At 39.0% G+C, this 13,209-nt stretch carries 13 protein-coding genes; 4 read left to right on the top strand and 9 right to left on the bottom strand.

The window, feature by feature from the left end; translation table 11 throughout:
• Nucleotides 1-126: 126 nt before the first annotated feature.
• Nucleotides 127-306, top strand: coding sequence for a small, acid-soluble spore protein K (locus tag FXW34_RS18765; RefSeq protein WP_147535596.1), 180 nt, complete (start codon nt 127-129; stop codon nt 304-306).
• A gap of 51 nt (nt 307-357) precedes the next feature.
• Here the strand turns inward: FXW34_RS18765 and FXW34_RS18770 are convergent, their stop codons facing one another.
• Nucleotides 358-687: a YfhH family protein gene (locus FXW34_RS18770; protein ID WP_147535597.1), complete on the bottom strand. Its 330-nt coding sequence runs from the start codon at nt 685-687 to the stop codon at nt 358-360.
• An 86-nt stretch (nt 688-773) separates the two neighbouring features.
• Entirely contained in the window at nt 774-1,595 is an 822-nt protein-coding gene (gene recX, locus FXW34_RS18775) for a recombination regulator RecX (RefSeq protein WP_147535598.1), read from the bottom strand.
• Between the two features lie 115 nt (nt 1,596-1,710).
• Here recX and FXW34_RS18780 point away from each other — a divergent pair, with 115 nt between their 5' ends.
• On the top strand, nt 1,711-1,836 hold the full coding sequence (locus FXW34_RS18780; protein ID WP_147535599.1) for a YfhE family protein: 126 nt from the start codon (nt 1,711-1,713) through the stop codon (nt 1,834-1,836).
• Between the two features lie 92 nt (nt 1,837-1,928).
• Entirely contained in the window at nt 1,929-2,123 is a 195-nt protein-coding gene (locus tag FXW34_RS18785) for a YfhD family protein (RefSeq protein ID WP_147535600.1), read from the top strand.
• Nucleotides 2,124-2,394: 271 nt separating this feature from the next.
• Here the strand turns inward: FXW34_RS18785 and FXW34_RS18790 are convergent, their stop codons facing one another.
• The 6 genes from FXW34_RS18790 to FXW34_RS18815 are packed head-to-tail and all read right to left on the bottom strand — an operon-like array spanning nt 2,395 to nt 11,367.
• On the bottom strand, nt 2,395-2,805 hold the full coding sequence (locus tag FXW34_RS18790) for an NUDIX hydrolase (protein WP_246141191.1): 411 nt from the start codon (nt 2,803-2,805) through the stop codon (nt 2,395-2,397).
• A complete protein-coding gene (locus FXW34_RS18795) occupies nt 2,789-4,651 on the bottom strand; it encodes a 2-aminoethylphosphonate aminotransferase (protein WP_147535601.1) in 1,863 nt (620 codons plus the stop codon). Before FXW34_RS18795 ends, FXW34_RS18790 begins: the two co-directional genes overlap by 17 nt.
• Entirely contained in the window at nt 4,644-5,774 is a 1,131-nt protein-coding gene (gene aepY, locus FXW34_RS18800; RefSeq protein ID WP_147535602.1) for a phosphonopyruvate decarboxylase, read from the bottom strand. Before aepY ends, FXW34_RS18795 begins: the two co-directional genes overlap by 8 nt.
• Nucleotides 5,771-7,291, bottom strand: a complete 1,521-nt coding sequence (gene aepX, locus FXW34_RS18805; protein ID WP_147535603.1) for a phosphoenolpyruvate mutase — start codon at nt 7,289-7,291, stop codon at nt 5,771-5,773. The genes aepY and aepX overlap by 4 nt, the downstream gene beginning before the upstream one ends.
• 24 nt (nt 7,292-7,315) lie before the next feature.
• Nucleotides 7,316-8,731 (bottom strand): Mur ligase family protein, encoded by a 1,416-nt coding sequence (locus FXW34_RS18810; protein ID WP_147535604.1) that lies wholly within the window; start codon nt 8,729-8,731, stop codon nt 7,316-7,318.
• Between the two features lie 20 nt (nt 8,732-8,751).
• A complete protein-coding gene (locus FXW34_RS18815; RefSeq protein WP_147535605.1) occupies nt 8,752-11,367 on the bottom strand; it encodes a putative amidoligase domain-containing protein in 2,616 nt (871 codons plus the stop codon).
• Between the two features lie 214 nt (nt 11,368-11,581).
• On the opposite strand from FXW34_RS18815, the gene FXW34_RS18820 reads away from it, so the two are divergent.
• Complete coding sequence (locus tag FXW34_RS18820) at nt 11,582-12,265, top strand: N-formylglutamate amidohydrolase (RefSeq protein ID WP_147535606.1); 684 nt, start codon at nt 11,582-11,584, stop codon at nt 12,263-12,265.
• A gap of 14 nt (nt 12,266-12,279) precedes the next feature.
• Here FXW34_RS18820 and speE read toward each other — a convergent pair whose 3' ends face one another.
• Nucleotides 12,280-13,158 carry a polyamine aminopropyltransferase gene (gene speE, locus FXW34_RS18825; protein WP_147535607.1) on the bottom strand — a complete coding sequence of 293 codons (879 nt, stop codon included), beginning with the start codon at nt 13,156-13,158 and terminating at the stop codon, nt 12,280-12,282.
• Between the last annotated feature and the right edge of the window lie 51 nt (nt 13,159-13,209).

A 13,209-nucleotide genomic window follows, 5' to 3' on the forward strand; every position in this document is an offset into this window, starting at 1 on the left:
TCCCCCATTTCCAATGATTAAATGACATACCTTTAAGCTTAACTCCAAATACTAATAACACGTATGAATGGATACTAAGATTCATTCACACGTTTTCTTAAAACAAGAGGCGGGGGGTAGACACTAATGCGAAATAAAGAACGTGGATTTCCTAACCAAAATAACCAAAAGCTCGAAGGTGAACCTCGAGCAAAAGCTGAATTCGCTTCAGTAAGGGCTGACGGAACGATTAATACGCATCCTCAAGAACGGATGTATAATTCCAGTCACCGTGAAAACGGAACCCTTGACTTTAAAAATAAATAATATGAAGCCTAAATATTTGCTCGGAGCGTAATCTTGCCTCCGGGCACCTTTTTATTTAGCATTATTATTCAGCATTGAAATTGGTAGTCCCTCTTCTTTGCCATCGCCATCTAAACGGTATCCCCAAGCAAATACACCATTTAAATAGTCTACTTTAAAATACGATCCAGGTGCGCCAATTATTTCGTAAATTGAGCCTGCAGAAAAATCGTCTGGGTTTAATAAATAAGCCTTTGCCATAAAAGCCTTTCTTTCAAGCACGGCGTACTCATTTACCATACCTAACTGCTCTGCTTTTCTTGCCTTGTCATTTAATAACGCAATCTCTTGCTGTAATTCATATGCGCTCATATCACTGTACCGTTTTTCCTGTTGTTCCATGTCCCCACCTCGCAAGTTTTCTTCTATATTTTAAGTATAGTCATTTTTTGTCGATAAATAAAGAAAGTTGGCTTATGAAACCAATGCTATTCCTCAGAAAGTCCATCCGAAAGCTCAGCTAAATATTGATCAATCAGTTCAAGCGGAAATCCCTTTCGGTACAACGCTTGTTTCATCTTTTGACGAAATTCATAGCCCTCGTATTTACGATATTTACTGATTAGTTTATCGCCTTGCTTTTGCAAAGCTTGTAGCTCTTGAAAAGTGTCTTCTTCAAACTCAACTGAACAAAGTGCTTCATGAATGATTTCAAACGGATAGCCTTTTCGAATTAATAATTGTTCAAGCTTTTGCTTACTCGCTTTCAGTGATTCATGACTCTTTTTTTGTAAAAATTTTTCTGCCAAATTACAGGCTTTCGCCAATTGTTTTTCGTATGGATATTCTCGCAACGCTGTCTCAACTTTAAATTCAGCAATTCCCTTTTCCTTTAATTCCTGAGTAATCACAACTACACCTTTATCAGTAGTGTTCATTTGCGTCCGCACATATGCAATTGCAAATTCCTGGTCGTCTAAAAACTTGTATTGATATAGCTTATGTATAACCTCATTGATGATTTCCTCTTGAATTTCCTTCTTAAGTAAGTGTTTTCTTACTTCGGCCTCTGAACGCATTCTTGCCGCTAAGTATTGAACCGCTTGTGAATATGCTTTTCGAATGTCATCCTGATAAAATATTTCCGTTACCGTAAAATCATCAAGCTCCATCCCTTTTTTTAGCTGGTATTTAATTAATACATCCTCATCAACACTAAATCCGTATTTTTCACCTTTTCCATCGTCAATAAAGATATTATAGCGGTCCTTTAGCTTTTGTTGAGCAGTAATTTTTGTGATGACTGGCATTCTCTTCACCTCCATATTAATGTACCACGAAATTTTTCCAAATAGGTATGGTTCTTTTTGATTAGGGAAAAATGGAAACTGTGTTCAATTAACCGATATGAAAGGATGATATTGAATGGAAAAGAAAAAACGTGAAAAAATGAGAAGTTCTCTAACAAGTGCTCAAGAGGTAAATTACCAGCGCGAATTTAGAATGGCCGACCGTGCCGCAGGGTTTACTGAAAGACGCCCTCGTTCATAATTTTTCCATTCATATGAGCTCCCCTTCAAACAAATGATAAGGTAGGGAAACAATTTGTTTTCAAACTTTGAATTATGAAAGGGGAATGACGAATGGGTAGAATGCATGGACGACATCACACACGTGACAGCAATAAGAACTCACTTCCTCAGGTTCCAAAGAACATGAAATCGGATGGAATTGATGAGGAATATTCAGCTGAACTTGCTGATCAGGCAGATTTAGAGGCTCAAGCACGAGCAAATGCTGCAAATCAACGAGTGCAACTCCGGAAAAATAAGCGATAATAATAGTGTGAATAATAACAGACCGGGTTTGTTTCAGCCCGGTCTGTCTCATTTAGACTATTCACAATATAACAAATTGTGCACAGGTTTATCCACAACGCTGTGGATAATGTGGATTAATTTAATAAATAACTAATATATTAACAATTATCGTTGTGGATAAATTCAGTCTTATTACTGTGGAAAACTTCGCGTGCTTGTGGATATTGTGGATAATATTATGGATAAGTGTTAATGCTCTTTTTCATCGTTCAGATATCTATCATTTTCTTCACATTTCAATAATATATGGCGTATTTTTTTCATTTGCACATTTATAGAGACGATCTTTAAAATTTCTCAACTTAATGATTTTCATTGCTTCATCGTAGCTAAAAAAACCAACATCTTCATTTTCACTCGAGGTCGTCAATGTTCCACCAATCTTTTTTCCTTCAAAAACAAATACGGATACGGACCTGTTCATATCATGCTCTACACCAAGCGTCTTCTTAATGACGATGTCAATTCCTGATTCTTCCTTTACCTCCCTAATGGCCGCTGCTTTAATCGATTCACCCCGATTAACATAACCACCTGGAAATTCCCATCCCCTCCGAAAGCCTTTCACTAGTAAAATGTTACTTTGATCATCCAACACATAAACGGCAACTGCTAATGAATGACTAGGAATTTGAATCACCACCTTTTAATCCATGTAAATAGATTGCCAACAGGTCGATGAAACGTCCGATATCCCTATAATCAATATTGCCAATGTTTGCAACTCGAAAAGTATTTTGCTGATCGAGCTTGCCTGGATAAATCGTAAAGCCCTTCTTGTAAAAATAATCATGCATCTCATTAAAATTATATTGAGGATGTTCCGGTTCAATGATAGAGGTAATAATTTTCGAATGATTCTTTACAGGAACTAAATGCGAGAGACCTAACCCAGTTATTCCAGAAATCAGAGTCTCCCATGACCTCGAATAGCGGGCATATCGATTTTCGATTCCTTCCCAATTCGTCTCAATAATAGCCTGCTTTAAGGCATACAGTATCTGAACTGGTGGAGTAAAACGCATTTGCTTTGTTTCTTGGAAGGAGCGGAATTGCTCGTAAAGATTCAAATATAAATTGCGCGGTGTGTTTAGCTTTGTTTTTTCTAAAGCAAACTTATCCGCAATGACAAACGAAACACCTGCCATACCTTGAAGATTCTTGTTAGAGCTGGCTGCTAAATAGCTAATGTTCATTGCCTTCATATCAATTGGTACAGCAGCAAAAGAGCTCATAGCATCAACAATCATCGTAATTTCATGCTGCTTACAAAGGGTACCAACCTCATGAAGCTGATTTAATAGTCCCGTTGTTGTTTCGCAATGAATGATGGCAAGATGGGATACTTTCACCTTTTGTGCCACAATATACGCTTCAAGCTGCTCTAGATTAATTGGTTGATCAGGAGGGCTCTTAAACTCTAAGTAATTTAATTGATAAATCTCTGCAATTTGACACATTCTTTTTCCGTATGCACCATTATTTACGATTAACAAAACTTCGTCATCATCGATAACCGAGCTTAGTATCGCTTCAACCGCAGCTGTCCCTGATCCGGCAAATAGGACGGTTGTAAATTCTTCGGTATTTCCAACTAGCTTAGTGAGCTCACTTGATATAAACTCCATTACGGTGCCAAAATCTTGTTCCCGCGGACAGATATCGGGAACAATCTGGGCATACTTCACTGTATCTGTTGTCGTTGCTGGACCAGGATTCAGTAAAACCTTCCGCTCGACAGGGATTTTTTGTGCCGTGCCTTCACGAGCTTTTATTAGAGGAAATACTACCGTTTTTGCCCGTTGCCAATGATGCGGATCATCAACCTCACACCAAACTAAATCGTTCTCTTTCGTAACGATAACCTCTTCAATTTTAGCTAGTTGAATCAAGCCCTGCTCATAATCTATTTGCAAATTAGTCTTAAAACGCGGCTCTACAATTCTAGTTAATGCCTGAAAGCCTTGATAAGACAGCTTAGTAATCCCGACTAATTCGCCAAAAATATCATGTAAATGAGCGGAATTTTTAGACATATTAAGCAGATGATGGGATTCATCTACTTCAATGAATACCTCATCACCTGATTGAGTCAATCGACTCGCCAAGATCACATTGTCATGTTCATGCTCTATGAGCGCAGTTAAAGCCTTTTTTTCATATATTAAGTCAGATTCCAGCAATAAGAAATCGTCCTTCACGACATCTTTTAACTGATAGAGTGTGTACATGCTCCCAGAGTCTTCATAATTTGGATTGTGGACGCAATGCAGCTGTGGATATTTTTCAGCGAGCGCTTGATAATCCTCCTGCTTATAGCCCGTTCCTAAGTAGATTTTTGTGATTCCTAATTCAAGTAATGTTAGAATCGAATGTTCGATGATTGGTAAACGATCCAGCAGCAAAAAACCCTTTGGATGATTCCCACTATGCTCGCGAATCCGACTTCCTAGTCCAGCCGCTAGAATGACTGCTGTGCTAATCACGTAAAAACACCTGCAATCTATTTTTAACCTCGTAAGGTTTCATTTTTGGTCTCCCCAAATCATTTTTTGAACCCTTTGCGATTTTTAAATAAACGAAGGTTAATTGCTTATTCTTTTGCCAGTTGTCAATCGCATCCTTTAATTCATGAAGATTATGTGCATAGATGGAGTTAGGATATCCACAGGCTGCAGCTAGTTCTGTAAATTGAACATTAGCAGACACCGTTTGCTGTCCCCCCGTTGAATCATGGCTTTGATTATCTAATAAAATATGAAGCAGATTTTCGGGTGCATAAGTGCCGTTTGTTGCTAAATTTCCCATTCTCATTAACAAAGCACCATCCCCATCGATAGCAACAACCGCCTTATCAGGTCTCGTGAGTGCAAGGCCGAGACCTAACGCACTGACACACCCCATTGAGCCAACCATATATAAGTTATGTTTGGAATCTTCAAGATCATACAGTTCCCGACCTGTTTTTCCTGTTGTGGCAAGCTGAATAGTATCAGCATTTTTACAAGCATTAATGATGGATAAGGCTTCGTAACGAGTTGGCAGCAAATCATCGTCTTTTTTTTGATAATGAAGGAGATTTTGCTTTTGAGAAAAAGACCGTTCTTTTAACTCAACGGCAGCAAATGTCGCTTTTTTTACAATAAAGAAAAACGATTGATTGGCTTCAATGTAGGAATTAGCGTGCGCTAATTGACGCTTAGCCTCGGCAACATCACCTGATAGATATTCCCAGTTTATATTCATAACGGTCAGCATTTCTGCCGTGATTTGCCCCATTAATTCATGTTGTGGTTCATCCTTGTGGCCAGGTTCGCCTCGCAGACTGACAAAGCCTAATATCGGAATTTGGAATGGATGTGTGAGTGAGATGAGTGGTGAGGTAGCATTTGTTAAGCCTGAGTTTTGCATTAACACGACTGATTTTTTTCCGCCAAGGCTGGCTCCAGCTGCAATGGCAATCGCGTCACCTTCATTTGTTGCCATAACATATTCACAATCATTGATGGCAAAATTGATGAGATTTTTTAAATAAGAACACGGGACACCGCTAAAAAAATCAAAACCTAGTTGTTTTAATTCAAAACCAAATTCTGCTGTTTCAATCATCCTTTTTCACCAGCACTTTGGATTTTCTTATAAGTATTAAAATCAAGCCAGGCTCCCTTCACATATTTTACGTTTACTTGCTCAAGGGAGTGGAGGTAATTAAATAAGTCTAGCATGGTTAGCTCATGGAAATCGTCCCGTTTTGCTAACGCTTCTAACGCTGCTTTTAACAATACTGAACCTTTATCCGATACCTTCCATAATCCGATAAATTCACCATGAACATCTTCAGCAGTTGCATTTGAAGTCATGTTAGTAAATTCTACATTTCCGTTGTAAAGCATTTTTGTATAAGGGAGCTTCGTCGAGACAAAGAACTTCCCTGATGTATTTGCATCAATATCAGGATCGACCACAATCGTTATTGTACTAGCGTCGTCAAGTAGTTCATTTATTACATATGGTTTATAAACGATATCCCCATTCGAAATAATCGTCGTTTGAGTCAAGCTTTCTCGAGCTGAAAACAGTGGCGCTAATTCCCCACGAGCTAATGTGTTCTTCTCCATGTTCCCTCGGGGCTCTGAATTTTCTATGCGGACAATATCGCTTATCCCTAAACCTTTTAAACTATTTACTTGTTCTAAAACGAGCGGAGCTGCTTCTGGTTTATTTTCGATGATGATGGCAGTTCGATTATTTGCAGCACTATTTAAATAAATCTTTTCTGCCTGGGCCAGTTCTTCAGCTCCTTGAAGTCGGAAAACCTCTTCGAGCGGAGTGACATTTTTCTCAACGTTCATTAAGCTTTCTTCTTGATAAATTTGAGAAGCAGTTTGCTTGATCGCCTTGATGGAAGCTCGCAAGTTGTGATTAGCCCAAATACATAGACCAACCCCGATTTCTCGGAAACGGTCCGTTGGCACCGAATAGTATTTAGTTGGGACGATGACGACCGGTAACCTTCCCGCCCATTCCTTCATAAACGCTTCAATTTCAGTAAAATCAGCCCGTTTGCTATGCATGAGAATCGCATCTGTTCCTGCCTGACGATATGCCTCAGCTCTTTTTAACGCTTCGCTAAGTCCCCAACCAGCAATAAACGCCTCAACCCTCGATACCACGACAAAATCATCATCTGTTTGGCTATCCTTCATCGCTTTAATCTTCCCGGAAAATTCATCGATATCAGCTAATGGCTGGGCTTCACCTTTGATGAATGAATTGGTTTTCGGAAAAATTTTATCCTCAATACAGACGCCGCCAATGCTGCGCTGTTCAAGTTTTTTGACTAATCTACGAGCATTATTGAAGTTGCCATAGCCCGTATCCCCATCGAGTAAAATTGGAATCGATGTCGCATCACTCATAAACTCTAAAACATCCAATACTTGAGTCCAAGATGCCTCGTTATTATCGCGAACACCCATGCTTGCCGAAATCGATAAGCCGCTCCCCCAAATGCCTTTGAAGCCAGCCTCCTCAACGATTTTTGCACTTAGAGCATTATGTGCTTCCATAATAAACTCAAGCGGTTTATTTGTAATTAAGTTTCTTAGTTGTGTCGTTTTCTTCATGTTTACGCTCCTTGCTGTTTTTCACTAGTCCTCATTTTTGATGAGCTTATTTCGAAGCTCCTGAAAGCTTGGTTTTTTCATAACGCGATGGGTAATTTTTAATAGAATATTAGTATCTGGCTCAAGATGAGCTTGAATTACTTGATAAATCTCCTCACCTGTTTCGCAAAAATGAAGCTGCTCCGCCGGATACCCATGTTTAAGAGCTGATTCCCCAATCACCTTTGCTTTTTCACCAACAATGACCAACAAATCAACCTCAGCTTCTGCAGCACGTTTGCCCATTTCACTGTATTGTTCAAAGGCATGGGTGCCAGTTCCAAGCTGCGGCATATAGCCTAACAAGGCAATCGATTTCTTTCCGATTGACACATTTTTTAACACTTGAAGCGCGGAATCCATCGATAACGGGGCCGAGTTCCATGTATCATCAATGATCGTAGAGCCGTTTGTACCATGATTAAATTCTAGATGCGACTTTACCTGCTTAAAAGAGGCCAGCCTTGTTATCGCAGTTGGTATTGAAATTCCGACAAATGAAACAGCCGCAATTGCCGCCAGTGCATTATAAACATTGTGCTCACCATAACCCGGGACGAAAGCCTGATATTGCTTGCTTTCATGGGTGAAGGTAAAGTTCATTCCGCCATTACCGAAATGAGACTCATCAATTCTAAATTGCGCCCTTTGAGTTTTGCCAAAATAAATCACTTTTTTATAAGGACTTGGGTCAAGAACCTTTCTAATATTTTCATCATCAGCATTTACAATCAGAACATCGTTTTGCGGATCCATCCCATCAACAATTTCTCCCTTTGCTTTCATATATACCTCGGGAGTGTCGCAATCAGCCAAATGATGGACACCGATATTTAAGAGAATACGAATTTGCGGTTTAAAGGCACGACAAGCTACCCTTAAATAGCCAGGATAAGCAACCGGCATCTCAAACACAGCAACTTCAGTATCCTCCTCGATTCCCGTTACATAGCGAAGATTGACCGACATAGAATTCATACTTTTCCAGGTTGCTTTTACCTTGAAATCTTCACTGAGTATTTGCTTCATCATTTCTTTAGTTGTTGTTTTTCCGCAAGTCCCTGTCACACCAATGACCGGAATATCGAACATCCCACGATAGTATTCAATGAAATTCCAATATGCTCCTTCTAAATCCTTAGTCTCGATTAGAGTTATCTTACCTCCTAGATTTGTACAAAGCTCAGGCTTATCAGTAATAATGGCGATATCTTGATTATTTTTCCAATACTTTCCCCTAATTTTTTCATGATCCATATGGAAAACCAATGTGTGGTCATCGATATCCTTTGCCGTCCAATCCATTGCGCGCTGTATGATTGGATTACTTGCCAAAGCTGAACTGCGGATAATATGTGGGCCAATTACATTAAGAATTTCGTTAAGACTTAAGCTTTTCATGTGACATCACCTCGATGAGTTCATACTTTAAAATCTTCTCCCTCATATCCAGCAAGTGAAGCAGCATAATTTAGGAGTCGGATTCCTGCTAAATTTCTGAGCTGATATGCTCCAATTTGTGAAAACAGATTATCAGGCTTTGAGTTCACCTCAAGGAGCTTGATGGAATTATATTGATCTATACATAAATCCACAGCCATCTCACCAAAGGTCCCGACGTTATTTTCAATAGTTGTCACAATACTCCTGGCAATATTTCCAAGCTTTTGGGTGATACTGCGTCGTTCAGACGGATCTTCATATAGGAGCTTTAACACTTTACTTAAGCGCAAATTAATTTCTGTATCTTCCGTCATGACATCCTCGGCTGTTAAGCGAGTTACCATGCCCGTTCTAAACCATTTATGCTGACCGTTCTTCTGCATATAAACACGTATTTCTAAATTCTTTCCTCTGTATTGCTTTCTCCTGATTCCTTCCTGAATGAGGTAAGTCTGTTCCTTCATAAGTGGGGCAACAAAAGATAGTAATTGCTCGTTTGTTTGCAGGTGATAGGTCTTTTTTTCTTTTATATTTAAAAGAAATATACCGGTTGGGCGTCTTATCACACGCAGAATTCCTTTTCCAAGTGAACCACCGACAGGCTTCAAATAAATTTCCCCATATTCATTGAGCTTCTCAATCAAATCGCCCGTATCTTGAAGTAGACAAGCATCAGGTAATATTTTTTCATGCTTCTCATAAAGTAACTTATGTGTTTCCCATTTGTTGCGGGTAAGAATGGATAACTTAGTTGGATTAATGAAGGGAATATGATACACATGCTGAAGCTTAGCTCGAATCCGATCAATAATCGGGTCTTTTTTTCCAACTACTAATCGATCATAAATAACTGCTGGAAACGGGAAAATACCTTGACCTTTGCTTGTTTCCCCTTTAATAATTTGTTGATTCCAGTCGATATCCTTCGGTTCAAATACATACACGAGCATTTGTTTTTCAGTTGCTAATCTTTCGATATGGTGAAAATATGTTGTTTGCCGATCGAATGGTCTTTGGGCAAGAATGCCAATAATTGGGCCGAGCGTAATTACGCCGTTGACCAAGGAAATTTTCGGATTCCAGTCCATTGGTAGCAGCAGACTTTCCTTAAGTGCTTTCGAGAGCTGAATGATATTTGAATTACGAAATGTGAAGGGATATGGGCGGATGGTTGCCTCGGTGATTCGATTTCCAGCACAAATATATGTTGTTGATCCTTCAGTCAAATCGTGTTTTAATCTTATTTTTTTCGGTATGAGAATGACCTTGCCTCGGTCAAAGCTTTGTTTAGTAATAGAAAGCCCCCAGTTGATACGAAAGTCACTCTTTTCTGAGTATGGATATCCATTTTCAATTGAATCAAACAGAAACAATAGATTCTCTTCATATTCAGGGTAGCTAGATGTATTTTGTAATTGCTTTTTAATTTCAGGCCACAATTGTTTTAAGATTACATGATTGCTATTATAATAGGCGCGTTGAATGATGGGGTTCTCCAAAAAATCCCCCGTTAATTCGTGATGATGAAGAGCAACGAGTTTTGCAAGACTTAGCACTCCTAACGCTAATTTCGGGTCAATGATCCACGAACTTAAGCCAATGTACTCGAATCCATATGGCTTTAAACGATAGCGTCCTAAGCCACCATGATTGGTCCTTCTTCTTTTTTTGGCAGTTTGCGGATCTTCTATCAATGAGAATGGAATGGCTACAAATTGATCAAATGCTCTAAGGATAGATAATGTAATAGGCATACCTATATGGATATGCCCTCCGCATTGATAACCTGAAAAGGGCATACTACCTGACCTAAATTCCACATTTTCATAAGGTACTATCTCTGATGCCTGATGGATGATTTGTTTAATGTGCTGAAATAGCTCTTGTGGTGTATTTGCTTTTTCCGGACGAATTTCTACCAGTGCATAATCACCACTGTCCTGTTCGATTTGCCGTTCGTCACAGCCAACTTCACCACCTGGTGAAAAGAAGGTTGATGCTGGAAGTAGGTCAGCATCACAGCTCAGCATAAACTCTATATCCGCCCCCATTGTAAATGAACCCTTTGGCACAGTAGTGGCTTCCGTATAGGTGGAATTTGCCCTGTTAATATCAGTTACAATGATTGATTCATTCTCTAACAGGCCAAGCTTAACGAACCCATTATTTAATCCGGTAACATAAAGTGCTCGTATCGCGACAGCTAGCCACTCCTCCGGTATAGTGTCTATTTCGCAAGCTACCCATTTCCAGCCAAATGCTTTAGTACGGATTGGTACTTCATTAAAAACGACTTCCTGACCTACGGCGATATAAACACCTTTTACGGTTAATCCTTCAATTTCTAACATGTATTCCGTTGAAATGGCATACATTTTGGTAAAAAAATCAGCTTCTGTATTTGCAATCTGTTCATTTGTGTTAATGATGATTAAATCTTTTCCATTGTGATGACCATACTTCCTGCCAACAATCGGATACTTACACGTTTTTGGATCAATTAATTCTAAACAAGGTACATTATTCATATGAAGGATTTGTAGCATTAGTTCTTTGTCTGTCACCATACAGAATCGCTTTCCCGTCAATTCCATATGTAAAACCCCCAATACTTTAGAAAATCACATGCTGCATTTTCTAGTTTTTTTCATTAAACCGGTTAATTACCAATATATTATGAAAACGCTAAGATGTTTCTGGATAGTTTTTGCAGAAACAAATAAAAAGTGCTCATTTACTGAAACACTTTTAAAATACTTGCATTTATATTAGAAACACTCCCTTAAACGTTAATGGAGGCTGATTTAGATGACAATTCCTTATATTGAACAAACCTTTATAAAATACCATATGGGTAAGGGCTATATTTGCGCACTTGTCGACGCCCTGCACGCTGCCCCCCCAGCTGCAGATAAATATACTGACAAAATCGTCGAGAAATTAATTAAAGAAATTGGCTGTGCCGGAATAATCAGTACGGTTTCGAGGTTATATTGCGATTTAAACCGTGCGCCAACTAGGGAAAATCAAGCTGGGATTACAGAATACAGAAAGGCAATTCACGACATATTAGATTATTTGCAAATCGTAGATTTCGCTAAGCACACGCTTCAGACTCCATTTTTACATCTTTCCTTTCACGGTATGAAGGATGCAAACTATGGTCCTTTTGCAATTGAAATCGGTACCCAAAGAGGTAAATCCTGTTCGCGGGAGGTGCGAAAATGGTTTGAAAAGAAATTGAAAAGTACTTTTTCAAATATTTCTCCAGAGATGAATATCGTTTTTGATAGAAAATTTAAAGGGAATGAATCGATTGTTTCCCATCGCTTCGGAGATACCGATCATTACTCAGGTTACGGCGCAAATTTTCACACGTTCCAAATCGAGCTATCTCGAACATTACGTGTGAAGTACTTGAAAGAGACAGTAAAAATTTTCGCTGGAATTATCGCTGAATTCCAGGATACCTTTGTTCACCCAGCTAGTTGATGCTTGTGCTTGTACTATATCTCGAGTAAATCATGAACATATTTTGGCAAGACAAACGACGCTAAAAACATTTCAGGGCAAATGTATTTCGTATCACTATAATGTAATTTGCTTAAATTGGCCTGTAGCGGATCATACCTCTTTGAGGCAAGTGTAAAGCTCCATAAACCACATGGATACAAAGGAATCGACATTAAGTAGGTTCGAACGATTGGAAAATGAGTACGTAATTGCTTCACTGTTTTTTTTAGTATTGATTGATTATAAAACGGTGAACCCGATTGAAAGACCACCACTCCATCATCGGACAATGCATTATACACATACTGATAAAACTCTGGTTCAAACAGTTTTTTCCCTGGACCTACTGGGTCTGGTCGATCAATCATTAACACATCATACTCCCCTTGTTGCTCTTGAATCCATTCAAAGCCGTCCCGATGAAAGATTTGAAAACGCTGATCCTGTTCGTAAACCTCTGCTGGTGTCAGCCATTTCTGACATAGCTCGGTTACCTGCGGATCAATTTCAATTACATGTATCTTTTCTATTTCAGCATATTTCATTGCTTCGCGGGCGTTGCCACAATCTCCTCCCCCAATCATTGCCACCTTTTTAGGGTTATGGTGGGTGACAATCGGAATGTGACTAATCATTTCATTATAGATAAAACCCTCGCCCGTTGAGATTTGGGGAATGCCATCTAGTACGAGCATTTTTCCAAACGCCACACTGTCAACTATGCTAATTTGCTGGTATTCAGATTGCTTATAATCCAATAACTTCTTAATTTTATAGTTTATTCTCAGCTTTGCATTACTAACATAATTCGAAATCCACCACACACCCTTATCATCCTGCTTAAAGCCTGACATTGATTTCTTGTCTGCCACTCTCAACACCTCCTTACAAATACATAACTCTCCTTATATAAACTATGTAAC

The organism is Bacillus marasmi, assembly GCF_902168435.1.
In the GTDB taxonomy this organism is placed as follows: domain Bacteria; phylum Bacillota; class Bacilli; order Bacillales; family Cytobacillaceae; genus Bacillus_BU; species Bacillus_BU marasmi.

What these genes read in the sequence shown, in the direction of transcription:
- FXW34_RS18765 (WP_147535596.1), top strand. Translation starts at nt 127, where the DNA reads ATGCGAAATAAAGAACGTGGATTTCCTAACCAAAATAACCAAAAGCTC.
- FXW34_RS18770 (WP_147535597.1), bottom strand. Translation starts at nt 687, where the DNA reads ATGGAACAACAGGAAAAACGGTACAGTGATATGAGCGCATATGAATTA.
- recX (WP_147535598.1), bottom strand. Translation starts at nt 1,595, where the DNA reads ATGCCAGTCATCACAAAAATTACTGCTCAACAAAAGCTAAAGGACCGC.
- FXW34_RS18780 (WP_147535599.1), top strand. Translation starts at nt 1,711, where the DNA reads ATGGAAAAGAAAAAACGTGAAAAAATGAGAAGTTCTCTAACAAGTGCT.
- FXW34_RS18785 (WP_147535600.1), top strand. Translation starts at nt 1,929, where the DNA reads ATGGGTAGAATGCATGGACGACATCACACACGTGACAGCAATAAGAAC.
- aepY (WP_147535602.1), bottom strand. Translation starts at nt 5,774, where the DNA reads ATGATTGAAACAGCAGAATTTGGTTTTGAATTAAAACAACTAGGTTTT.
- aepX (WP_147535603.1), bottom strand. Translation starts at nt 7,291, where the DNA reads ATGAAGAAAACGACACAACTAAGAAACTTAATTACAAATAAACCGCTT.
- FXW34_RS18810 (WP_147535604.1), bottom strand. Translation starts at nt 8,731, where the DNA reads ATGAAAAGCTTAAGTCTTAACGAAATTCTTAATGTAATTGGCCCACAT.
- FXW34_RS18815 (WP_147535605.1), bottom strand. Translation starts at nt 11,367, where the DNA reads ATGGAATTGACGGGAAAGCGATTCTGTATGGTGACAGACAAAGAACTA.
- FXW34_RS18820 (WP_147535606.1), top strand. Translation starts at nt 11,582, where the DNA reads ATGACAATTCCTTATATTGAACAAACCTTTATAAAATACCATATGGGT.